Source organism: Bacillus alkalicellulosilyticus (assembly GCF_002019795.1).
GTDB classification, from domain to species: domain Bacteria; phylum Bacillota; class Bacilli; order Bacillales; family Bacillaceae_F; genus Bacillus_AO; species Bacillus_AO alkalicellulosilyticum.
The window spans coordinates 4,467,641-4,491,840 of record NZ_KV917381.1 but is presented as its reverse complement, the minus strand read 5'-3'; the positions used below and the strand labels follow the sequence as shown (position 1 = coordinate 4,491,840).

15 protein-coding genes, 6 rRNA genes, 1 other RNA gene and 1 other annotated feature are annotated in these 24,200 nt (G+C 43.0%); of the genes, 1 reads left to right on the top strand and 21 read right to left on the bottom strand.

Annotated elements, in window-relative coordinates:
- Positions 1–35: 35 nt before the first annotated feature.
- The 17 genes from rrf (BK585_RS22405) to guaB all read right to left on the bottom strand — a co-directional run bounded on the left by rrf (BK585_RS22405) (position 36) and on the right by guaB (position 16,306).
- A 5S ribosomal RNA gene (gene rrf, locus BK585_RS22405) occupies positions 36–151 on the bottom strand.
- A 79-nt stretch (positions 152–230) separates the two neighbouring features.
- Positions 231–3,164: ribosomal RNA gene (locus BK585_RS22400) — 23S ribosomal RNA — on the bottom strand.
- A 359-nt stretch (positions 3,165–3,523) separates the two neighbouring features.
- Positions 3,524–5,076, bottom strand: a 16S ribosomal RNA gene (locus tag BK585_RS22395).
- Together the 16S, 23S and 5S rRNA genes form the textbook arrangement of a ribosomal RNA operon.
- Positions 5,077–5,397: 321 nt before the next feature.
- Positions 5,398–5,661, bottom strand: coding sequence for a pro-sigmaK processing inhibitor BofA family protein (locus tag BK585_RS22390; RefSeq protein WP_078556434.1), 264 nt, complete (start codon positions 5,659–5,661; stop codon positions 5,398–5,400).
- Between the two features lie 95 nt (positions 5,662–5,756).
- Positions 5,757–5,969, bottom strand: a complete 213-nt coding sequence (locus BK585_RS22385; RefSeq protein WP_078556433.1) for a YaaL family protein — start codon at positions 5,967–5,969, stop codon at positions 5,757–5,759.
- A 12-nt stretch (positions 5,970–5,981) separates the two neighbouring features.
- On the bottom strand, positions 5,982–6,578 hold the full coding sequence (gene recR, locus BK585_RS22380) for a recombination mediator RecR (protein ID WP_078556432.1): 597 nt from the start codon (positions 6,576–6,578) through the stop codon (positions 5,982–5,984).
- A gap of 12 nt (positions 6,579–6,590) precedes the next feature.
- Complete coding sequence (locus tag BK585_RS22375) at positions 6,591–6,902, bottom strand: YbaB/EbfC family nucleoid-associated protein (RefSeq protein WP_078556431.1); 312 nt, start codon at positions 6,900–6,902, stop codon at positions 6,591–6,593.
- A gap of 26 nt (positions 6,903–6,928) precedes the next feature.
- Positions 6,929–8,608, bottom strand: coding sequence for a DNA polymerase III subunit gamma/tau (gene dnaX / locus BK585_RS22370; protein WP_078556430.1), 1,680 nt, complete (start codon positions 8,606–8,608; stop codon positions 6,929–6,931).
- 123 nt (positions 8,609–8,731) lie between these two features.
- An RNA gene (gene ffs, locus BK585_RS22365) (signal recognition particle sRNA large type) lies at positions 8,732–8,998 on the bottom strand.
- A gap of 116 nt (positions 8,999–9,114) precedes the next feature.
- The gene (locus BK585_RS22360) at positions 9,115–9,264 is read right to left on the bottom strand and encodes a YycC family protein (RefSeq protein ID WP_078556429.1); all 150 of its coding nucleotides are present in this window, start codon (positions 9,262–9,264) and stop codon (positions 9,115–9,117) included.
- Between the two features lie 60 nt (positions 9,265–9,324).
- Positions 9,325–9,795: a tRNA adenosine(34) deaminase TadA gene (gene tadA / locus BK585_RS22355; RefSeq protein WP_078556428.1), complete on the bottom strand. Its 471-nt coding sequence runs from the start codon at positions 9,793–9,795 to the stop codon at positions 9,325–9,327.
- Between the two features lie 51 nt (positions 9,796–9,846).
- On the bottom strand, positions 9,847–9,975 hold the full coding sequence (locus BK585_RS24705; protein WP_281248946.1) for a hypothetical protein: 129 nt from the start codon (positions 9,973–9,975) through the stop codon (positions 9,847–9,849).
- A 131-nt stretch (positions 9,976–10,106) separates the two neighbouring features.
- A complete protein-coding gene (gene serS, locus BK585_RS22350) occupies positions 10,107–11,393 on the bottom strand; it encodes a serine--tRNA ligase (protein ID WP_078556426.1) in 1,287 nt (428 codons plus the stop codon).
- Positions 11,394–11,439: 46 nt separating this feature from the next.
- Positions 11,440–11,668: a binding site (T-box leader), on the bottom strand.
- A gap of 26 nt (positions 11,669–11,694) precedes the next feature.
- Positions 11,695–12,279 (bottom strand): pyridoxal 5'-phosphate synthase glutaminase subunit PdxT, encoded by a 585-nt coding sequence (gene pdxT / locus BK585_RS22345; RefSeq protein WP_078556424.1) that lies wholly within the window; start codon positions 12,277–12,279, stop codon positions 11,695–11,697.
- A gap of 46 nt (positions 12,280–12,325) precedes the next feature.
- Positions 12,326–13,210, bottom strand: a complete 885-nt coding sequence (pdxS, locus tag BK585_RS22340) for a pyridoxal 5'-phosphate synthase lyase subunit PdxS (protein WP_078556422.1) — start codon at positions 13,208–13,210, stop codon at positions 12,326–12,328.
- Between the two features lie 192 nt (positions 13,211–13,402).
- Positions 13,403–14,740 carry a D-alanyl-D-alanine carboxypeptidase family protein gene (locus BK585_RS22335; RefSeq protein ID WP_245805888.1) on the bottom strand — a complete coding sequence of 446 codons (1,338 nt, stop codon included), beginning with the start codon at positions 14,738–14,740 and terminating at the stop codon, positions 13,403–13,405.
- A 102-nt stretch (positions 14,741–14,842) separates the two neighbouring features.
- Entirely contained in the window at positions 14,843–16,306 is a 1,464-nt protein-coding gene (gene guaB, locus BK585_RS22330; RefSeq protein WP_078556420.1) for an IMP dehydrogenase, read from the bottom strand.
- A gap of 158 nt (positions 16,307–16,464) precedes the next feature.
- Between guaB and BK585_RS22325 the strand changes: the two genes are divergently transcribed.
- Positions 16,465–17,430, top strand: coding sequence for a YaaC family protein (locus tag BK585_RS22325; protein ID WP_078556418.1), 966 nt, complete (start codon positions 16,465–16,467; stop codon positions 17,428–17,430).
- A 432-nt stretch (positions 17,431–17,862) separates the two neighbouring features.
- Here BK585_RS22325 and rrf (BK585_RS22320) read toward each other — a convergent pair.
- The 4 genes from rrf (BK585_RS22320) to BK585_RS22305 all read right to left on the bottom strand — a co-directional run bounded on the left by rrf (BK585_RS22320) (position 17,863) and on the right by BK585_RS22305 (position 24,171).
- A 5S ribosomal RNA gene (gene rrf / locus BK585_RS22320) occupies positions 17,863–17,978 on the bottom strand.
- A gap of 78 nt (positions 17,979–18,056) precedes the next feature.
- A 23S ribosomal RNA gene (locus BK585_RS22315) occupies positions 18,057–20,990 on the bottom strand.
- Between the two features lie 254 nt (positions 20,991–21,244).
- Positions 21,245–22,797: ribosomal RNA gene (locus BK585_RS22310) — 16S ribosomal RNA — on the bottom strand.
- A gap of 297 nt (positions 22,798–23,094) precedes the next feature.
- Positions 23,095–24,171, bottom strand: coding sequence for an HD-GYP domain-containing protein (locus tag BK585_RS22305; RefSeq protein WP_078556416.1), 1,077 nt, complete (start codon positions 24,169–24,171; stop codon positions 23,095–23,097).
- Between the last annotated feature and the right edge of the window lie 29 nt (positions 24,172–24,200).

Sequence of the window (24,200 nt, the reverse complement as noted above, 5' to 3'; positions counted from 1 at the left end):
AAAAGCACACCTACATTGAAGTGTACTTTATCTCAGCCTAGCAACGTCCTACTCTCACAGGGGGAAGCCCCCAACTACCATCGGCGCTGAAGAGCTTAACTTCCGTGTTCGGCATGGGAACGGGTGTGACCTCTTCGCTATCGTCACTAAACCTTATATAATTGAAACATCACTTACGTGATCTCTCAAAACTAGATAGTATGCATTGTAGTCAATCTTCGTCTTATTTATAGGATAAGTCCTCGACCGATTAGTATCTCTCAGCTCCACGTGTCGCCACGCTTCCACCCGAGACCTATCAACCTCATCATCTCTAAGGGGTCTTACTGGATTAACTCCATGGGAAATCTCATCTTGAGGGGGGCTTCACGCTTAGATGCTTTCAGCGCTTATCCCGTCCACACGTAGCTACCCAGCTATGCTCCTGGCGGAACAACTGGTACACCAGCGGTGTGTCCATCCCGGTCCTCTCGTACTAAGGACAGCTCCTCTCAAATTTCCTGCGCCCGCGACGGATAGGGACCGAACTGTCTCACGACGTTCTGAACCCAGCTCGCGTACCGCTTTAATGGGCGAACAGCCCAACCCTTGGGACCTACTTCAGCCCCAGGATGCGATGAGCCGACATCGAGGTGCCAAACCTCCCCGTCGATGTGGACTCTTGGGGGAGATAAGCCTGTTATCCCCAGGGTAGCTTTTATCCGTTGAGCGATGGCCCTTCCATGCGGAACCACCGGATCACTAAGCCCGACTTTCGTCCCTGCTCGACTTGTAGGTCTCGCAGTCAAGCTCCCTTATGCCTTTGCACTCTTCGAATGATTTCCAACCATTCTGAGGGAACCTTTGGGCGCCTCCGTTACTGTTTAGGAGGCGACCGCCCCAGTCAAACTGCCCACCTGACACTGTCCCTGAACCGGATCACGGCTCGAGGTTAGAATTTCAGTACAGTCAGGGTAGTATCCCACCGACGCCTCCACCGAAGCTAGCGCTCCGGCTTCCAAGGCTCCTACCTATCCTGTACAAACTGTACCAAAATCCAATATCAAGCTACAGTAAAGCTCCATGGGGTCTTTCCGTCCTGTCGCGGGTAACCTGCATCTTCACAGGTAATATAATTTCACCGGGTCTCTCGTTGAGACAGTATCCAAATCGTTACACCATTCGTGCGGGTCGGAACTTACCCGACAAGGAATTTCGCTACCTTAGGACCGTTATAGTTACGGCCGCCGTTTACTGGGGCTTCAATTCAGAGCTTCGCCTTGCGGCTAACCCCTCCTCTTAACCTTCCAGCACCGGGCAGGTGTCAGCCCCTATACTTCGCCTTACGGCTTCGCAGAGACCTGTGTTTTTGCTAAACAGTCGCTTGGATCTTTTCACTGCGGCTCTCTCGGGCTTGCACCCTATCAGAGCACCCCTTCTCCCGAAGTTACGGGGTCATTTTGCCGAGTTCCTTAACGAGAGTTCTCCCGAGCGTCTTAGAATTCTCTTCTCGCCTACCTGTGTCGGTTTACGGTACGGGCACCTCTCACCTCGCTAGAGGCTTTTCTTGGCAGTGTAGGATCAGGAACTTCGGTACTTAATTTCCCTCGCTATCACAGCTCAGCCTTCATGGTGAACGGATTTGCCTATTCACCAGCCTAACTGCTTAGACGCACATATCCATCAGTGCGCTTACCCTACCTTACTGCGTCCCCCCATTACTCAAACGGTGAGGAGGTGGTACAGGAATTTCAACCTGTTGTCCATCGCCTACGCCTTTCGGCCTCGGCTTAGGTCCCGACTTACCCTGAGCGGACGAGCCTTCCTCAGGAAACCTTGGGCTTTCGACGGAGGGGATTCTCACCCCTCTTTTCGCTACTCATACCGGCATTCTCACTTCTACGCGCTCCACCAGTCCTCTCGGTCTGACTTCGCTGCACGCAGAACGCTCCCCTACCACTGTCCGTTAGGACAATCCATAGCTTCGGTGATACGTTTAGCCCCGGTACATTTTCGGCGCAGAGTCACTCGACCAGTGAGCTATTACGCACTCTTTAAATGGTGGCTGCTTCTAAGCCAACATCCTGGTTGTCTGTGCAACTCCACATCCTTTTCCACTTAACGTATACTTTGGGACCTTAGCTGATGGTCTGGGCTGTTTCCCTCTTGACTACGGATCTTAGCACTCGCAGTCTGACTCCCGAGGATAAGTATTTGGCATTCGGAGTTTGACTGAATTCGGTAATCCTGTGGGGACCCCTAGTCCAATCAGTGCTCTACCTCCAATACTCTTCCCTCGAGGCTAGCCCTAAAGCTATTTCGGGGAGAACCAGCTATCTCCGAGTTCGATTGGCATTTCACCCCTACCCACACCTCATCCCCGCGTTTTTCAACACGCGTGGGTTCGGGCCTCCATTCAGTGTTACCTGAACTTCACCCTGGACATGGGTAGATCACACGGTTTCGGGTCTACGACCACGTACTAACTCGCCCTATTCAGACTCGCTTTCGCTACGGCTCCGCCTCATCAGCTTAACCTTGCACGTAATCGTAACTCGCCGGTTCATTCTACAAAAGGCACGCTGTCACCCATTAACGGGCTCCAACTACTTGTAGGCACACGGTTTCAGGATCTATTTCACTCCCCTCCCGGGGTGCTTTTCACCTTTCCCTCACGGTACTGGTTCACTATCGGTCACTAGGGAGTATTTAGCCTTGGGAGATGGTCCTCCCGGATTCCGACGGGGTTTCACGTGTCCCGCCGTACTCAGGATCCACTCTGGAGAGAACGAAGTTTTGACTACAGGGCTGTTACCTTCTTTGGCCAGTCTTTCCAGACCGCTTCATCTACCCCGTTCTTTTCTGACTCCGTATAGAGTGTCCTACAACCCCAAGAAGCAAGCTTCTTGGTTTGGGCTGTTTCCGTTTCGCTCGCCGCTACTCAGGAAATCGCATTTGCTTTCTCTTCCTCTGGGTACTTAGATGTTTCAGTTCCCCAGGTCTGCCTTCACATATCCTATGTATTCAGATATGGATACCATCCCATTACGGATGGTGGGTTCCCCCATTCGGAAATCCCCGGATCAAAGCTTACTTACAGCTCCCCGAGGCATATCGGTGTTCGTCCCGTCCTTCGTCGGCTCCTAGTGCCAAGGCATTCACCGTGCGCCCTTTCTAACTTAACCTTGATGATAAATCATCTAGTTATTAATCAATCCATAGATTGACTTAAGACGTTTGAAGAATTCTTGACTTCTCAGATTCACTCACTCGATATCAAATAATAACGAGCCGGTAAAATCTTAATGCATTACTATCTAGTTTTCAAAGATCAAAGCAGCTGATTTGCTTACCTTCTTGATAAGCTACTTGAAACTACTACGTGCAGCTTTGCGACGAGAAAGCGACGCAAGGAGCGCGCAGGAGCACAAGGCATCACTGCATATTCTTACTTGAGAGATAACTCCCTCAAAACTGAACGAACAAAGCGCAAGCTATAGTTCAAACACAAGGTTTGAACTTCGACTAGAGTATTACTCCATAGAAAGGAGGTGATCCAGCCGCACCTTCCGATACGGCTACCTTGTTACGACTTCACCCCAATCATCTGTCCCACCTTAGGCGGCTGGCTCCTAAAAGGTTACCTCACCGACTTCGGGTGTTACAAACTCTCGTGGTGTGACGGGCGGTGTGTACAAGGCCCGGGAACGTATTCACCGCGGCATGCTGATCCGCGATTACTAGCAATTCCGGCTTCATGTAGGCGAGTTGCAGCCTACAATCCGAACTGAGAATGGTTTTATGGGATTCGCTCAACCTCGCGGTTTTGCAGCCCTTTGTACCATCCATTGTAGCACGTGTGTAGCCCAGGTCATAAGGGGCATGATGATTTGACGTCATCCCCACCTTCCTCCGGTTTGTCACCGGCAGTCACCTTAGAGTGCCCAACTGAATGCTGGCAACTAAGATCAAGGGTTGCGCTCGTTGCGGGACTTAACCCAACATCTCACGACACGAGCTGACGACAACCATGCACCACCTGTCACTTTGTCCCCCGAAGGGGAAAGCCCTATCTCTAGGGTGGTCAAAGGATGTCAAGACCTGGTAAGGTTCTTCGCGTTGCTTCGAATTAAACCACATGCTCCACTGCTTGTGCGGGCCCCCGTCAATTCCTTTGAGTTTCAGCCTTGCGGCCGTACTCCCCAGGCGGAGTGCTTACTGTGTTAACTTCGGCACTAAGGGCATCGAAACCCCTAACACCTAGCACTCATCGTTTACGGCGTGGACTACCAGGGTATCTAATCCTGTTTGCTCCCCACGCTTTCGCGCCTCAGCGTCAGTTACAGACCAGAGAGTCGCCTTCGCCACTGGTGTTCCTCCACATATCTACGCATTTCACCGCTACACGTGGAATTCCACTCTCCTCTTCTGCACTCAAGTCTCCCAGTTTCCAATGACCCTCCACGGTTGAGCCGTGGGCTTTCACATCAGACTTAAAAGACCGCCTGCGCGCGCTTTACGCCCAATAATTCCGGACAACGCTTGCCACCTACGTATTACCGCGGCTGCTGGCACGTAGTTAGCCGTGGCTTTCTGGTTAGGTACCGTCAAGGTGCCGACCTATTCGAACGGCACTTGTTCTTCCCTAACAACAGAACTTTACGACCCGAAGGCCTTCATCGTTCACGCGGCGTTGCTCCGTCAGACTTTCGTCCATTGCGGAAGATTCCCTACTGCTGCCTCCCGTAGGAGTCTGGGCCGTGTCTCAGTCCCAGTGTGGCCGATCACCCTCTCAGGTCGGCTACGCATCGTCGCCTTGGTAGGCCGTTACCCTACCAACTAGCTAATGCGCCGCGGGCCCATCCTGTAGTGATAGCCGGAGCCATCTTTTAATTTGAGGTCATGTGACCTCAAAGTTATCCGGTATTAGCACCGATTTCTCGGTGTTATCCCAGTCTACAGGGCAGGTTGCCCACGTGTTACTCACCCGTCCGCCGCTAACTGATTAAAAGCAAGCTTTTAATCAGTCCGCTCGACTTGCATGTATTAGGCACGCCGCCAGCGTTCGTCCTGAGCCAGGATCAAACTCTCCATAAAAGTGAGTTGATTAAGCTCATAAAAGTGTTGCTTTCGCAACTTTTTGTCATTTTACAATGACGGGGTTGCCATTTTGCAATGACAATGAGATATCATGTATCTCTTCGCTTGGCTTTGTTCTGTTCAGTTTTCAAAGAGCTATGTTGTTGTTAAAGCAACTTTTATATAATATCACACTATTTATTCTGTCGTCAACACTTTTTTAAAAAATGTTTTTTGTTTGTTTTGTATTAACAACAGGAAATTCATCTTACCATATATAGATAACAGAAAGCAATAAAATAACCCGTGGTAATTATTAGTAATTCCCACGGGTTATTTTTATAGAATAAAGTAGTCAATGGCGATTAACAAGACAACTCCCGGAATTCCTAAAAAGCCTGATACTGAAGCTGTAACAGCATTAATCGGGATGCTATAACCAAACAAAGAGCCAAAGGCATTTAGGAAAAACAAAAACAATGCCCCAATTAATAATCTTACTGCTGCCTGTCCTAAAAAACGCAAAGGTTTAATCGGCGCTCCCACAATAAGCAATAAAAAAATTAATCCTCCTACTAACGAAACAATCAAAATCGGATCCAATCGTCTTCACCTCACTCCATACTGACAAGCCTATAGTATTTATATGCAAGGCAATAAAAAAAAGAACACTAAGGGCAATGTTCTCCTTACTGTTCTTACATCGATGTATTTCTTTTCCTCGCTTCACGCAATAAAAATAAATATTTTGCTTCTAAGAGCTTTACTTTCGCTAAGACAGCTGGGGATGGGTCAACACTTTTTTTTACTATCGATTGTTGAGTCACTAATTCATGCTTTAGTGATTCAATAATACTTAATAATCGATTGTCCTCTTTAGCTCGAATATAGCCTTTTTTCTTAAAAACTATAATTATCCCCTCCTATAATTCACGGCGACCTTCAATTGCTTTTGATAAAGTAACTTCATCCGCATATTCTAAATCGCCGCCAACAGGCAAACCATGCGCTATCCTTGTCACTTTAATCCCTGTTGGTTTGATTAAACGAGAAATGTACATTGCTGTAGCCTCACCCTCAATGTTAGGGTTTGTAGCAATAATCACTTCTGTTATTTTATCATCTTGAAGCCGTTTTAATAAGTCAGGAATTTTAATATCTTCAGGTCCAATCCCTTCCATCGGAGAAATCGCTCCATGAAGAACATGGTATAACCCAACGTATTCACGCATTTTCTCCATCGCTATAACATCCTTTGCATCTTGAACAACACAAACTGTTGTTTGATCACGCGAGGAGTCATCGCAAACACGACAAGGATCGGTATCAGTAATATTATGGCAAACTGAACAATACGTTAAATTACGTTTTGCATTAACCAGTGCCTTAGCAAAATCAAGTACACTGTCTTCTTTCATATTCAAGACATGAAAAGCCAATCGACTAGCCGTTTTTGGACCAACTCCTGGTAATTTCATGAATCCTTCGATTAGTTTTGCAATGGGTTCAGGATATTGCATCCCGCTAGCCTCCTAAAATAATCCCGGTATATTCATACCTTTTGTAAACTTGCCCATATCTTGTTCAACAAGGGCATCAACTTTGGCTAGAGCATCATTAGTTGCTGCTAAAATTAGGTCTTGTAGCATTTCTACATCATCAGGATCAACTACTTCTTCAGAAATTTTCACATCAAGAATACGTTTGTCCCCACTTGCTACAACTGTTACTACGCCACCACCAGCAGTAGCTTCTACAGTTTTCTCTTTCAACGCCTCTTGCGCTTTCGCCATATCCTTTTGCATTTTTTGCATTTGCTTCATCATTTGTCCCATGTTTTTCATAGTAAATCTCCTCCATGTTCATTTTATTATGATTCAACTATTTCAATTAATTCAGATCCAACCAATTTTATTGCTTCATCAATAACAGGATTTTTCTCCTCAGTCGGCTGGTCGCCTTTTTGTTCTCGAACAAAGTCTTCTCTAATTTTATTCCATTGCCCGTTTAAGATGGAGTACAGCAATAAAGGTCGCTGACACACTTCTGAAACAGTTCCTTCTACATCTTGTTTAAATTTAGTATCAATCATATCTCTGTGCATTTCATTTTGAAATGCGAGTAAAACTGCTTCATTAGATGCAGCTACTGGTTTGCAATCACTTAACCACGCATGTGCTCTGATGTTCTGTTGTCTTACTACATCCATAACTTTACCCCAAGCTTGAGTCACATGATGTAAGTCTTGTTTTGAAGCTTTTTTTAGTAATTCTTTCACTTGTGGTGTGGCCATTTTGGTAGTCGATTGCTGTGTAACCGGACGCTTCCTTGTCGAAGTAGCATCAGCTTTCTCAGCAGAAACTGTAACGGTCCCGCTTTTTAAAGTCGAAATGGTTTTCTCCAACTCTGCAAGTTTACTTTTTAAAACCGCAATTTCACTTCCATCAGCCACTACGCTTTCACTAGTATCTTTTTGACACAACTTGACCATTGCTACTTCTAAAAATATTTTGGAATGAGTCGACCATTTCATTTCCTGTTGGCTTTCATTAAGTAACGCAATGTTTTCAAAAATAACTTTTGGTGAAATCACTGCCGCTAGTTCTTCAAACTGCTTATCCACTCTGGCTCGTTCAAAAGCATCTTCTAGCTGTGGAGCTGTTTTGTATAAGAGAATATCCCGAAAATAAAAGATGAGATCTTCCAGGAATTTTTGTGGGTCTTTTCCTTCTTTAATCATTCGGTCTACCGTTTGGAGTGCCTTAGCGACATCTTGTTCATGAATAGCAAATACAACATCAGTAAGAAGTTGTTGCGATACCGCTCCTGTCACTGACAAGATATCATCTATAGTAATGACATTATCTCCATATGATATGGCTTGGTCAAGTAAACTTAGAGCATCACGCATTCCACCATCTGCTGAAAGAGCTAAAAGATGTAATGCATCCTCTTCCACTTTTGTCTCATAATGACTCAAAATATAATTCATTCTGGCAATCATAGCATCTGTTGAGATTCGTTTGAAATCAAAACGCTGACAACGAGAAATAATCGTTAGTGGAATTTTATGTGGTTCAGTCGTTGCTAAAATAAAAATAACATGCTTTGGTGGTTCCTCCAACGTTTTAAGTAGCGCATTAAATGCACCGGTCGATAACATATGTACTTCATCAATAATGTACACTTTATAGCGTACTTCATTGGGAGCAAACTTCACCTTATCTCGGATGTCTCTTATTTCATCAACTCCATTATTAGAAGCTGCATCAATCTCAATAACATCTACAATAGATCCATCCGTTATTCCAAGACATGCCTTACATTCATTACAAGGTTCTGGTACTGGTGCTTGCTCACAATTAATCGCCTTTGACATGATTTTCGCAGCACTCGTTTTACCCGTACCTCTTGGCCCTGTGAATAAATAGGCATGAGAAAACTTTTCCTGAGCCAATGCATTATTTAATGTTTTCGTAATATGGTCTTGCCCAGCAATATCTCTTAATAACTGTGGCCGCCAGACACGATACAATGCTTGATAGCCCATTTTTCTCACTCCTATCCATAGGTTCGGTCCTTTTATTATACTCATAGATATTATGAAATTCAAAGGAATATATAAAAAAGCAGCGACTATGGAATATAGTCACTGCTTTATATAAAATGAATGCCATGCACCATCTTTCGATCAAGTTGACCCAAGCGTTACCTAAGCAGTTAGCTCGGCCCAGGCGACTCTACGGCACACGGAAGGGACCACTTACTGCTGCTTCCTTCCGGACCTGACAGGGTTCATGGGTTTCCGTTGCGTAGAACCCAAGCGTCAACACCACTTACTTAGGGCAGACCTTACGTCAACAAGACCTCGAGATGGAGTTCAGCCTCGCTATAGCGGATTGCGAGTTACAGGGCACCGCTACCTCCCCACCTAGCATGGCAAATTGAATAACATAGTTTGACGCCACATCTAAGCGACGTAATACTTAGTATAGATGGTTTGCCTTAAAAAATCAACAGTAACACAAATCCATAGTACCCATATAAAGGAATTGACTACTCTTCTTTGTTATTTTCCTTTTTATCCAATTCAGCGACTTTTGCCAAGATAATATGTGGAGGTGTATGCATAATGTGTTCAATTGGCATTTTAAGCTTTTCGGAAAGTATCTTGGCCGTTTCAAGCGAAAATTGATTTGGCTTCATCTGTACTACCTCCAATTCTTTCATTAAGTATAAATTACTATACCATATTGATAAATTAATTTAAAGTTTACTCGCTTTCTTCCGACGAAGTTCCTGGAAAAAGTTCGTTAGTAACTTCCCACATTCATCAGCTAACACGCCCCCTACATTTTCAGCCTGGTGGTTAAATTGGTTTTCTTCTAGTAAATTCATAATTGACCCACAACAACCGGCTTTCGGATCTTTTGCTCCATACACGACCTTATCAACCCGAGATTGAACAATGGCTCCGGCACACATTGGACAGGGTTCTAATGTGACATATAGTGTACATCCGGTTAGTCTCCAAGTCCCAAGTGTCTTACAAGCCTCTTCTATTGCTAACACCTCAGCATGAGCAAGTGCTTGTTGTGTCGTTTCCCTCTTGTTATAAGCGGACGCAATAATTTCATTTTCATAAACGATAACGGCACCAATTGGGACTTCATTAATTTCTTTAGCTTTATAAGCTTCTTCCATTGCTCTTCTCATAAAATATTCATCACTATACATACTCATCCCTCAACTTCATATCAAATAAAAAAACATGGATACTCATCCATGTTATCTTTCTTTGCTATATTTTTCTACTTCTTCTTCAACTCTCCGCATGCAGGTCCATCGAAGAAACGTTTTTTCAACTTGGTCTAGTCTGCTTTTGTTTACAAACTCTTGTTGTCCGTTCTTTTTCACGTCTATACCTCCACTAGCTAGTAAAGTATTTTAGTTATCCCCATTTTGCCAATAAATATAAGTATGTTATTTTTGTTAAAATCCATTTCTAACATAAAAAAAACGGCTTTGCCGTCTTTTTTATTGGTTACTTAAGATTTACTTTTTTTGATGATATCTTTATTACCCATATATGGCCTTAATACGTCTGGAATGATAACCGTGCCATCTTCTTGCTGATAGTTTTCTAAAATAGCAGCAACCGTTCTTCCTAGAGCTAAACCAGAACCATTCAATGTATGAACATATTCTGTTTTTCCTTTGGCTTCACGACGGAAGCGAATATTGGCCCTTCTAGCTTGGAAGTCTTCAAAGTTACTACAAGAAGAAATCTCACGGTACGTTTCATAACTAGGAAGCCATACTTCTAAATCATATTTTTTAGCTGCGGTGAATCCAAGGTCTCCTGTACACATACTCATCACGCGATAAGGAAGTTTTAACAGTTGTAACACTTTTTCTGCATGCCCTGTTAATTTTTCTAACTCAGCATAAGACTCCTCAGGTTTAACAAAACGGACTAATTCCACTTTATTAAATTGATGTTGTCTAATTAATCCACGTGTATCTCGGCCAGCAGAACCAGCTTCAGAACGGAAACACGCGCTAAATGACGTATAACCAAAAGGCAATTTGTCACCTGTTAAAATCTCATCACGATGATAATTAGTCACTGGAACTTCAGAAGTTGGAATTAAAAAATACTCTTCTTCTCTAATTTTAAAAGCATCTTCTTCAAACTTAGGTAACTGACCTGTTCCTGTCATGCTATCACGATTAACCATAAAAGGAGGTAACATTTCCTCGTATCCATGTTCATCATGATGAAGGTCCATCATAAAATTGATTAGTGCTCTTTCTAGACGTGCACCTAGTCCTTTATAAAAGACAAAACGGCTACCTGTTACCTTTGATGCTCTCTCAAAATCAAGTATTCCTAAGTCCGTTGCAATATCCCAATGTGGTTTCGGTTCATATGAAAACTCTCGAATATCTCCCCAGGTTTTTACTTGCTGATTATCATCTTCCGTTTGACCCACAGGAACCGTATCATGTGGAATATTTGGAAGTGTAAGTAAGATTCCTTCAAGTTCTGCTTCAATTTCTCTAAGTGATTCATCTAGTTTTTTGATATCATCAGAAACTTGTTTCATCTCTTGAATGAGGTGGTCTGCATCCTTTTTCTCACGCTTTAATTGCGCAACCTCTTGTGATACTGTATTTCGACGTTGTTTTAATTCTTCTACCTCAACAATTAGGTTTCTTCGTTGTTCGTCTAATTCTTGGAACTTTTCAATTCCACTAATATCTTCATTCCTTGTTTCTAGCTTTTGTTTTACCTCTTCAAATTGGCCTCTTAATACTTTAATGTCTAGCATTTTTTTCCTCCTGTATTTTTTGACATATAAAAAGCCCTCATCCCAAAAAAGGGACGAGAGCACCCGCGTTGCCACCCTTGTTGTCAGTTACATAAAAATGTGACTGACCACTTAAATCGATAACGGCGACAACCGGAATTATTTACTAAAACACAAATGTGTTTATTCCATAATTCACTCAGAGATGGATTCCTTATAAATTCTTAACGATTTTCACCAACCATCGTCTCTCTTAAAAGAACACTATAAGTACTATTTCTCTTCCACGCTTTTATATAAGAATGACCTTTTTACATTCATTCTATTCAGGTTTTGCCCGTTCTCGAACCATATCCACAAAATACTGATGAAAACGATGGTCATCTGTTAATTCAGGGTGAAATGAACATGCTAGAAAATGACCTTGTCTAGCCACAACGATTTCTTCGTTAAACTTTGATAAAATTTCAATGTCTTCATCAACGTCAACAATGAGTGGTGCTCGGATAAATACTGCTCTCACGTCAGTTCCTACCCCAGAAACAATTAAATCGGTCTCAAAGCTCTCACGTTGTCGACCAAATGCATTTCGTTGAACGGTCATATCCATAAAGCCTAAATGACCTTCTGGTTGGCCAACAATTGTTTTTGCCATTAATATTAAACCAGCACATGTCCCAAAAATCGGTTTACCCGCTTGTCCAAACTCTTTTAAGGGTTCGAAAAAACCGTACTTATCAATAAGTCTTCTCATTGTTGTACTTTCGCCACCTGGTAAAACAAGGCCGTCTAACTCAGCTAATTGTTCGGTCTTCTTCACAATAATAACTTCTGTATCCGAAGCTTCTAAACATTTTGCATGTTCTCTTACAGCCCCTTGTAGAGCTAGTATTCCAATCTTTATCATAGTAAAGTTCCCTTTCCTTCATCTTTCTCATAGACGAGAAAAGATTTTACCAACCACGTTCCTGCATTCTGTCAGATGGTTGTAAAGAAGAAATTTCAATACCTTTCATTGCTGTACCAAGACCTTTTGATAACTCAGCAATTAATTTGTAATCTTGATAGTGTGTAGTCGCTTCAACAATTGCTCTAGCAAATTTTTCAGGATTGTCTGATTTAAAGATACCTGAACCAACAAACACTCCGTCTGCACCAAGTTGCATCATTAACGCAGCATCAGCAGGTGTTGCAATTCCGCCAGCTGCAAAGTTAACCACTGGTAACTTTCCATTTTCTTTAATTTGAACAAGCACTTCATATGGCGCTCCCGTATTCTTTGCTTCTGTCATTAACTCGTCTTTAGACATAGAGATAACTTTGCGAATTTGAGCTTGAATCATACGCATGTGGCGAACAGCCTCTACAATGTTTCCTGTTCCTGGCTCACCTTTTGTACGGATCATGGAAGCTCCTTCACCAATTCGACGGCTTGCTTCACCGATATCTCTAGCTCCACATACAAATGGAACTGTATATTCACTTTTATCTAAGTGATATACTTCATCAGCTGGAGTTAATACTTCACTTTCATCAAGATAGTCTACTCCTAAAGCTTCTAATACACGAGCTTCTACAATATGACCAATACGACATTTAGCCATTACAGGAATAGACACTGCGTTCATAACTTCTTCAACAATTGTTGGATCTGCCATACGAGCAACTCCACCAGCTGCACGAATGTCAGCAGGTACACGCTCAAGCGCCATTACTGCTACAGCACCTGCTTGCTCTGCTATCTTTGCTTGTTCTGCATTGATAACGTCCATAATGACGCCACCTTTTTGCATTTCTGCCATACCACGTTTTACACGATCTGTTCCAATTTGAACCATTCTATTCTTCCTCCTATACCGTTCATCACATATCTGCTTTTTATATTGTACTACTGCTAGTATGCCTATTCGCTGATACAATATATAAATTTTCCATTTTTAATTGTACCACTTTTCCATTCGTACGCAAATAGAACAACCTTCATACTATGTATAAGAACTTGGTCAGTGGACCAAGTTCAAGTCAAATTCTTAAAATAAACCTTTAATTGTATCTGAAACAGCTGTCCAAATGCCTGAAAAGAACCCACCAATGGAACTCATTGTTCTTGAGAACCAGCCAGCTCGCTCTACGGCATGGTCAGTTATAGCATTTACTGTTTGCTCTGCGTTTTCAACTAAATATTCATTTTCATCGGTTCCACTGTACGAAAGATGAACCGTACCAACAACCTCTCCAGCTTCAATTGGAGCAGATAAAGCACCATCATCATTTAACTTTCCGCCATCTACAGTAAGAACAGGTGTGTAAAGTTCTTCTTCTCCCCGTCTAATAACCAATGACAACGGTTCTTCTGTTGAGATGGAAACTTCAGCTTCCTTTCCACTAGAAACAGGTAACATTTCACCATTTTCAACTTGGTAACCACTTGGCAACAACTCTATGGTTTCAAAATTATTAAATCCATAATCTAATAATTTTTCCGTTTCGTTAAAACGGTCTGCTCTTGTTCCTGTATTCATTACTACAGAAATAAGACGTGTCCCATTTCTTACAGCAGTTGCAGTAAAATTATTACCAGCCTTACTTGTGTATCCCGTTTTTAAGCCATCAATTCCACTATAATCAAATTGAGGTTCAATTGAACCAACAAGCATCCAATTCCAGTTTTTCATTTCAATTTGGTCTTCAGTGCCTTCTTTGAAAATCATGTCTGGAATACTTGCCGTGTCAAGAACTTCAGGATAATCATTTATTAAATGATACGCTAATTTAGCTGTAGCTCTTGCTGACATTCTATTTTCTTCATCTTCAGCTGTTCCATCTGGATGTTGTCCTAGCAAATTGCTATTATTTAATCCAGTTGAATTAACAAAGAAATAATCCGTTAATCCAAGTTCTTCGGCCTTATCATTCATCGCTTTAACAAAGCCTGTTTCTGACCCGTATAATAATTCAGCAATTGCAATAGTAGAAGCATTAGCTGAATAAATCGCAATCGATTCGTAAAGTTCTTTTACGGTATACGTTTCATCTTGTCGTAATGGTACATTTGACAAGTCAGTATATAGAGATAATTGCCTTACAAAGGAACTAATTGGTACAGTTTGGTCCCACTCAAGTCGTCCTTCGTCAATGGCTTCTAAAATCAAATACTCACTCATCATTTTTGTCATACTAGCAATATACAAGTTTGCATCAATATTGTCCTGGTAAAGAATTCTACCTGAATTTGCATCCACTAGAATTGCCGCTTCAGCGTTCACACTAAAAGCACTAGCCTGTAATGGTTGTTGAAAAAAGATTGTTGTTGTGAGCATCATAGCCATTACAATGTACATGATGCTTTTTTTAGTTTGTCCTCTCACCCTTTGCACCTCCGCGTTCTTTACATAGAGGATATTTTATCACAAGATACTCTAAAAAAATAGATAGGTAATATACCTATCTATGTAATAAAAGGATTTTTTTTAATTGTGTACTGAATAATTTGGAGCTTCCTTCGTGATTTGAACATCATGTGGATGACTTTCTCTAAGTCCTGCCCCTGTAATTCTGATAAATTGAGTATCGTAACGTAACTCATTTAATGTTTCTGTTCCACAATACCCCATTCCAGAACGAATTCCTCCAACAAGTTGGTGAATCGTATCTGATAAAGGTCCTTTATAAGGAATACGACCTTCAATACCTTCTGGGACTAACTTTTGGTTATTTTCTTGGAAGTAACGGTCTTTACTTCCTTTTTCCATAGCCCCAATAGAACCCATTCCACGGTACACTTTAAATTGTCTGCCTTGGTAAATGACTCGTTCTCCAGGACTTTCTGTAACACCAGCTAGTAAGCTTCCCAACATAACGGCATGTCCACCTGCAGCAAGTGCTTTTACGATATCTCCAGAGAATTTAATCCCTCCATCAGCAATAATCGGTACACCATGCTTTGCAGCCTCTGTAGCACAATCATAAACAGCTGTAATTTGAGGAACTCCAATACCAGCAATAATTCGTGTTGTACAGATTGATCCAGGTCCAATCCCTACTTTAACGATATTAGCCCCAGCTTCAATTAAATCTTTCGTTGCTTCAGCTGTAGCTACATTACCTGCAATAATATCTAAGTCAGGAAATGCATTTCTTACTTCTCTTACTTTATCTAGAACTCCTTTTGAATGACCATGTGCAGTATCAATGACAATAACGTCTACCCCTGCCTCAACAAGAGCTGTCACTCTATCAATAGCATCTACTGTAACTCCTACTGCAGCACCAACTACAAGGCGACCTTGGCTATCTTTTGCTGAGTTAGGGAATTGTATGACTTTTTCAATATCTTTTATTGTAATTAATCCCTTTAAAATTCCTTCATCATCAACTAGAGGGAGTTTTTCAATTTTATGTTTTTGTAAAATTTTCTCTGCTTCTTGTAAAGTTGTTCCAACTGGTGCCGTTACTAAATTTTCTTTTGTCATAACATCATCAATTAAGATCGAATAATCTTCAATAAAGCGTAAGTCACGATTTGTAAGAATACCAACAAGCTTCTGAATATCATTAACAATCGGAACACCAGAGATTCTAAATTTACCCATTAATTTTTCAGCATCATATACACGATGTTCAGGAGTTAAATAAAATGGATTTGTAATTACACCGCTCTCTGAACGTTTAACTCGGTCCACTTCCTCGGCTTGTTCCTCGATTGACATATTTTTGTGTACGATACCAAGACCACCTTCTCTAGCTATCGCAATTGCCATTTTTGCTTCTGTGACAGTATCCATCCCTGCACTAATAATCGGAATATTTAGCTGTAACTTGTCCGATAATTTCGTTTTGACAGAAACATCTCTTGGTAAAATTTCAGACTTTCTAGGAACTAATAACACATCATCAAACGTTAAACCTTCTTTTACAAATTTATTTTCCCACACTTTTTATCTCCCTCTCCATACAATTTTCCTGAAAATTATTATTTGTAGCTTATCAATTGGTTAAACTAGTGTCAAGAAAGGAATATAAGTCAAATTATTCTTACAATTTAACGATGAATTATTAAAGCGCATACATTTTTATAAAGGAGAGATGACTTATTACAAATGGCCTTGAAAAATACCATTCCGCTTCAATATCTCAGTCTTTTCTACAAAAATGTTATTCAAGTTTATCTGTAAAAGAAACAGAAAAATTAGCATATCAAAATTGTTATTCATTTATATATCATATAGAGCACGGTCTAACGTATTTTAAACAAGTCGAACTAGCACCAAAACAGCTCCACCCTATATTAATTTTTTATGGAATGACCCAGCTTATGAAAGCTTGCATCTTAACGCACGACCCACTTTATCCGGAAAATAGTCAAGTACTTGCACACGGAGTAACGACCCGTAAAAGGAAGAAAACACAATACGTTTTTTTACAGGATGAAGTTAAACTTCAAAAGAACGGATTACTTACTCATTTTTCTAGTCTTCTGTTTCAGTTTAAGCACATCACTGGCGACAAATATAAAATGAAAAATTTATTGCTGCAAATTCCGGAACTTCATCCCTTATTTTCCTTTAACGAAAAAAAATCCATTTCATATGAATTGAATTACAATCAACCCGGTACTCTTCAAATACCAAAGAAAATTTTAGATAGTTATAATCTTAGTGAAAGTAGTTTCTTTCACTTTATTTCTTCTAGAAGTTCCATTGTTAAAGAAGTGATTCCAACTGAAGATGACCAAAGCATTCATATCCGTTTAACGGAACCTTTAAACAATTTACATGCTTCACCATTCCTTTTTCATAGTGATGGTTCTTTTTATTTATTTATCAATAAAGAAAACCATTTGCCTTTACCTGAGTTAACGGCTCACTATTTGATTTTATACAACCTAAGTATGATTTGTCGGTATGAAACAGAATGGTGGGCTGAATTGTTTCGGTATTACCCTGAAACTGATTACCCCTATATTAATGAGTTCTTACAAATAGCAAAATTAAAGGTTCCTCTATTAGTTAGTCAATATTTAGACCAACAATGGGAAAAACATCAGAAAAGTTTATAACTTTAGAAAAGAAGAACCAAGGATTTGCTATTTCAGGGTAAAGCGAATCCTTGGTTCTCTCTTTTGTTTGACGTTTCTTTGGTTTTGTTACCGATGGGACTGCTTTTCCCTTCGTTTCGGTCACGGTTCATTGATCTCCGTTACCGATGGGGTTGCTTTTTCCTTGGCTTCAGGCACGATTCCTGCTTTCCGTTACCGCTCGGGTTACTTTTCTATTGGTTTCGGGCACGGTTTTTTGGTTTCCGTTACCGATGGGATTACTTTCCTTTATACTCGGTCACGGTTCTTTTGCATCCGTTACCGCTGAGGCTGCTTTCCTCTTTGTTATGGTAACGGTTTTTCTTTTTTCGTTATTTTGTTAAGTATCTGTCTTAGTTAAATCTCTAGTGAACATAAAAAAAGTACACTTCAATTGAAGTGTACTTTATATCAGCCTAGCAACGTCCTACTCTCACAGGGGGAAGCCCCCAACTACCATCGGCGCTGAAGAGCTTAACTTCCGTGTTCGGCATGGGAACGGGTGTGACCTCTTCGCTATCGCCACTAGACTTATTTAATTGAAACATCACTTACGTGATCTCTCAAAACTAGATAGTATGCATTGTAGTCAATCTTCGTCTTATTTATAGGATAAGTCCTCGACCGATTAGTATCTCTCAGCTCCACGTGTCACCACGCTTCCACCCGAGACCTATCAACCTCATCATCTCTAAGGGGTCTTACTGGATTAACTCCATGGGAAATCTCATCTTGAGGGGGGCTTCACGCTTAGATGCTTTCAGCGCTTATCCCGTCCACACGTAGCTACCCAGCTATGCTCCTGGCGGAACAACTGGTACACCAGCGGTGTGTCCATCCCGGTCCTCTCGTACTAAGGACAGCTCCTCTCAAATTTCCTGCGCCCGCGACGGATAGGGACCGAACTGTCTCACGACGTTCTGAACCCAGCTCGCGTACCGCTTTAATGGGCGAACAGCCCAACCCTTGGGACCTACTTCAGCCCCAGGATGCGATGAGCCGACATCGAGGTGCCAAACCTCCCCGTCGATGTGGACTCTTGGGGGAGATAAGCCTGTTATCCCCAGGGTAGCTTTTATCCGTTGAGCGATGGCCCTTCCATGCGGAACCACCGGATCACTAAGCCCGACTTTCGTCCCTGCTCGACTTGTAGGTCTCGCAGTCAAGCTCCCTTATGCCTTTGCACTCTTCGAATGATTTCCAACCATTCTGAGGGAACCTTTGGGCGCCTCCGTTACTGTTTAGGAGGCGACCGCCCCAGTCAAACTGCCCACCTGACACTGTCCCTGAACCGGATCACGGCTCGAGGTTAGAATTTCAGTACAGTCAGGGTAGTATCCCACCGACGCCTCCACCGAAGCTAGCGCTCCGGCTTCCAAGGCTCCTACCTATCCTGTACAAACTGTACCAAAATCCAATATCAAGCTACAGTAAAGCTCCATGGGGTCTTTCCGTCCTGTCGCGGGTAACCTGCATCTTCACAGGTAATATAATTTCACCGGGTCTCTCGTTGAGACAGTATCCAAATCGTTACACCATTCGTGCGGGTCGGAACTTACCCGACAAGGAATTTCGCTACCTTAGGACCGTTATAGTTACGGCCGCCGTTTACTGGGGCTTCAATTCAGAGCTTCGCCTTGCGGCTAACCCCTCCTCTTAACCTTCCAGCACCGGGCAGGTGTCAGCCCCTATACTTCGCCTTACGGCTTCGCAGAGACCTGTGTTTTTGCTAAACAGTCGCTTGGATCTTTTCACTGCGGCTCTCTCGGGCTTGCACCCTATCAGAGCACCCCTTCTCCCGAAGTTACGGGGTCATTTTGCCGAGTTCCTTAACGAGAGTTCTCCCGAGCGTCTTAGAATTCTCTTCTCGCCTACCTGTGTCGGTTTACGGTACGGGCACCTCTCACCTCGCTAGAGGCTTTTCTTGGCAGTGTAGGATCAGGAACTTCGGTACTTAATTTCCCTCGCTATCACAGCTCAGCCTTCATGGTGAACGGATTTGCCTATTCACCAGCCTAACTGCTTAGACGCACATATCCATCAGTGCGCTTACCCTACCTTACTGCGTCCCCCCATTACTCAAACGGTGAGGAGGTGGTACAGGAATTTCAACCTGTTGTCCATCGCCTACGCCTTTCGGCCTCGGCTTAGGTCCCGACTTACCCTGAGCGGACGAGCCTTCCTCAGGAAACCTTGGGCTTTCGACGGAGGGGATTCTCACCCCTCTTTTCGCTACTCATACCGGCATTCTCACTTCTACGCGCTCCACCAGTCCTCTCGGTCTGACTTCGCTGCACGCAGAACGCTCCCCTACCACTGTCCGTTAGGACAATCCATAGCTTCGGTGATACGTTTAGCCCCGGTACATTTTCGGCGCAGAGTCACTCGACCAGTGAGCTATTACGCACTCTTTAAATGGTGGCTGCTTCTAAGCCAACATCCTGGTTGTCTGTGCAACTCCACATCCTTTTCCACTTAACGTATACTTTGGGACCTTAGCTGATGGTCTGGGCTGTTTCCCTCTTGACTACGGATCTTAGCACTCGCAGTCTGACTCCCGAGGATAAGTATTTGGCATTCGGAGTTTGACTGAATTCGGTAATCCTGTGGGGACCCCTAGTCCAATCAGTGCTCTACCTCCAATACTCTTCCCTCGAGGCTAGCCCTAAAGCTATTTCGGGGAGAACCAGCTATCTCCGAGTTCGATTGGCATTTCACCCCTACCCACACCTCATCCCCGCGTTTTTCAACACGCGTGGGTTCGGGCCTCCATTCAGTGTTACCTGAACTTCACCCTGGACATGGGTAGATCACACGGTTTCGGGTCTACGACCACGTACTAACTCGCCCTATTCAGACTCGCTTTCGCTACGGCTCCGCCTCATCAGCTTAACCTTGCACGTAATCGTAACTCGCCGGTTCATTCTACAAAAGGCACGCTGTCACCCATTAACGGGCTCCAACTACTTGTAGGCACACGGTTTCAGGATCTATTTCACTCCCCTCCCGGGGTGCTTTTCACCTTTCCCTCACGGTACTGGTTCACTATCGGTCACTAGGGAGTATTTAGCCTTGGGAGATGGTCCTCCCGGATTCCGACGGGGTTTCACGTGTCCCGCCGTACTCAGGATCCACTCTGGAGAGAACGAAGTTTTGACTACAGGGCTGTTACCTTCTTTGGCCAGTCTTTCCAGACCGCTTCATCTACCCCGTTCTTTTCTGACTCCGTATAGAGTGTCCTACAACCCCAAGAAGCAAGCTTCTTGGTTTGGGCTGTTTCCGTTTCGCTCGCCGCTACTCAGGAAATCGCATTTGCTTTCTCTTCCTCTGGGTACTTAGATGTTTCAGTTCCCCAGGTCTGCCTTCACATATCCTATGTATTCAGATATGGATACCATCCCATTACGGATGGTGGGTTCCCCCATTCGGAAATCCCCGGATCAAAGCTTACTTACAGCTCCCCGAGGCATATCGGTGTTCGTCCCGTCCTTCGTCGGCTCCTAGTGCCAAGGCATTCACCGTGCGCCCTTTCTAACTTAACCATTAGAAATGTTAATCAAAGATTAACGTTGTCAATCAATAGATTGACATAAGACGATTGAAGAATTCTTGACTATCTCAGTTCTCTCTTCTCAACATCAATAGATGTCGATCCGGTAAAACTTCAATTTCAATGCATTACTATCTAGTTTTCAAAGATCCCATTGAGAGATAACTCCCTCAAAACTGAACGAACAAAGCGCAAGCTATAGTTCAAACACAAGGTTTGAACTTCGACTAGAGTATTACTCCATAGAAAGGAGGTGATCCAGCCGCACCTTCCGATACGGCTACCTTGTTACGACTTCACCCCAATCATCTGTCCCACCTTAGGCGGCTGGCTCCTAAAAGGTTACCTCACCGACTTCGGGTGTTACAAACTCTCGTGGTGTGACGGGCGGTGTGTACAAGGCCCGGGAACGTATTCACCGCGGCATGCTGATCCGCGATTACTAGCAATTCCGGCTTCATGTAGGCGAGTTGCAGCCTACAATCCGAACTGAGAATGGTTTTATGGGATTCGCTCAACCTCGCGGTTTTGCAGCCCTTTGTACCATCCATTGTAGCACGTGTGTAGCCCAGGTCATAAGGGGCATGATGATTTGACGTCATCCCCACCTTCCTCCGGTTTGTCACCGGCAGTCACCTTAGAGTGCCCAACTGAATGCTGGCAACTAAGATCAAGGGTTGCGCTCGTTGCGGGACTTAACCCAACATCTCACGACACGAGCTGACGACAACCATGCACCACCTGTCACTTTGTCCCCCGAAGGGGAAAGCCCTATCTCTAGGGTGGTCAAAGGATGTCAAGACCTGGTAAGGTTCTTCGCGTTGCTTCGAATTAAACCACATGCTCCACTGCTTGTGCGGGCCCCCGTCAATTCCTTTGAGTTTCAGCCTTGCGGCCGTACTCCCCAGGCGGAGTGCTTACTGTGTTAACTTCGGCACTAAGGGCATCGAAACCCCTAACACCTAGCACTCATCGTTTACGGCGTGGACTACCAGGGTATCTAATCCTGTTTGCTCCCCACGCTTTCGCGCCTCAGCGTCAGTTACAGACCAGAGAGTCGCCTTCGCCACTGGTGTTCCTCCACATATCTACGCATTTCACCGCTACACGTGGAATTCCACTCTCCTCTTCTGCACTCAAGTCTCCCAGTTTCCAATGACCCTCCACGGTTGAGCCGTGGGCTTTCACATCAGACTTAAAAGACCGCCTGCGCGCGCTTTACGCCCAATAATTCCGGACAACGCTTGCCACCTACGTATTACCGCGGCTGCTGGCACGTAGTTAGCCGTGGCTTTCTGGTTAGGTACCGTCAAGGTGCCGACCTATTCGAACGGCACTTGTTCTTCCCTAACAACAGAACTTTACGACCCGAAGGCCTTCATCGTTCACGCGGCGTTGCTCCGTCAGACTTTCGTCCATTGCGGAAGATTCCCTACTGCTGCCTCCCGTAGGAGTCTGGGCCGTGTCTCAGTCCCAGTGTGGCCGATCACCCTCTCAGGTCGGCTACGCATCGTCGCCTTGGTAGGCCGTTACCCTACCAACTAGCTAATGCGCCGCGGGCCCATCCTGTAGTGATAGCCGGAGCCATCTTTTAATTTGAGGTCATGTGACCTCAAAGTTATCCGGTATTAGCACCGATTTCTCGGTGTTATCCCAGTCTACAGGGCAGGTTGCCCACGTGTTACTCACCCGTCCGCCGCTAACTGATTAAAAGCAAGCTTTTAATCAGTCCGCTCGACTTGCATGTATTAGGCACGCCGCCAGCGTTCGTCCTGAGCCAGGATCAAACTCTCCATAAAAGCGAGTTGATTAAGCTCATAAAAGTGTTGCTTTCGCAACTTTTTGTCATTTTACAATGACGGGTTGCCATTTTGCAATGACAATGAGATATCATGTATCTCTTCGCTTGGCTTTGTTCTGTTCAGTTTTCAAAGAGCTATGTTGTTGTTAAAGCAACTTTTATATAATATCACACTATTTATTCTGTCGTCAACACTTTTTTAAAAAATGTTTTTTGTTTGTTTTGTATTAACAACAGGAAATTTATCTTACCACACCAAGTTATAAGAATGCAACTATATATGGTGTGGTAATTTTTAGTTAAGAACCTCAGTGATTTGTAATTGCAGCCTATCAGCTAAGTTAATAAACTCACCTGTATCAACATACTTTAACAAAGGTCTCAATAAATTTTTTTGATCCATAAACACTATTTCAGCGAGTTTTCCATTCGATATCTTTACTTTAGTTCCAACTGAATAAGTAACTATATTATGAATAAGAGTCTGTACAATATTATGTTGGAACCCTCCAAACTCCTCAATTGCAATCGTTTCAAGAGCCATAAATGAAGACTTCTTAGAACGGTATAGTCTTTCTGATGTCAGAGCATTATATACATCCGCTATAGCGACAACTTGACTATACACATGTAATTTATTCGCAGGAACAGCCATCGGATATCCAGATCCGTCTTCACGTTCGTGATGTTGTAACACGGCAAGCATAACTGGATTCGGCAATTCTTTTATTTCGCTAACCATTTTATAACTATGAACAGGATGTTTTTTTACGACTTCATATTCTTCCGTTGTTAACGGACCTGCTTTTTTCATGATTGACATAGGAATTTGAGACATTCCGCAATCTGCAAGTATTCCGGCTATTCCAATTTGAGTCCATTCTTCTTTTGAAAAATTTAATTTATACCCAACATATGCTGCAATTACTCCAACTGCGATAGAGTGGTGAGCTAAATATTCTTCTTTCTTACTTAATTGTGGAAATAATTTTATATTAGTAGGGTCGTTTATCACTTTTCCTATTAAAGGGTATAGTAATTTTTGAATTCCTTTAATATTTATAGGTGAACCCGCTTGCCAATGTTGAAAAAATTTTTTATATTCCCTAACAGCTTCTGTGTAGAACTCAACAAAAGATTCGTCAACTACGGAGTTTTCGTTATCGATTTCAATAATTTCTGGTATGTTGACGATTTCACCTGATTCTAATTTTTTTTCAATTTCAACTTCATTTATTAGAAAAGCCTCTAGTACTTTAAGTTCTTCACTTTGTAAAACTGTTTTTTTTCGAATGAGCGGTTGATTGGATTGAATCCAAACATCATCAGCAAGAATGCAACCTTCTACCAATTGGCTACGTTTAACTTTCATACCCTGTTATCCCCTTTAATAAAAAACAA

Coding starts and splice junctions, on each gene's coding strand:
- serS (WP_078556426.1), bottom strand. CDS start 11,393: ATGCTAGACATTAAAGTATTAAGAGGCCAATTTGAAGAGGTAAAACAA.
- pdxS (WP_078556422.1), bottom strand. CDS start 13,210: ATGGTTCAAATTGGAACAGATCGTGTAAAACGTGGTATGGCAGAAATG.
- tadA (WP_078556428.1), bottom strand. CDS start 9,795: ATGTATAGTGATGAATATTTTATGAGAAGAGCAATGGAAGAAGCTTAT.
- BK585_RS22375 (WP_078556431.1), bottom strand. CDS start 6,902: ATGAAAAACATGGGACAAATGATGAAGCAAATGCAAAAAATGCAAAAG.
- pdxT (WP_078556424.1), bottom strand. CDS start 12,279: ATGATAAAGATTGGAATACTAGCTCTACAAGGGGCTGTAAGAGAACAT.
- dnaX (WP_078556430.1), bottom strand. CDS start 8,608: ATGGGCTATCAAGCATTGTATCGTGTCTGGCGGCCACAGTTATTAAGA.
- recR (WP_078556432.1), bottom strand. CDS start 6,578: ATGCAATATCCTGAACCCATTGCAAAACTAATCGAAGGATTCATGAAA.
- BK585_RS22360 (WP_078556429.1), bottom strand. CDS start 9,264: ATGAAGCCAAATCAATTTTCGCTTGAAACGGCCAAGATACTTTCCGAA.
- BK585_RS22305 (WP_078556416.1), bottom strand. CDS start 24,171: ATGAAAGTTAAACGTAGCCAATTGGTAGAAGGTTGCATTCTTGCTGAT.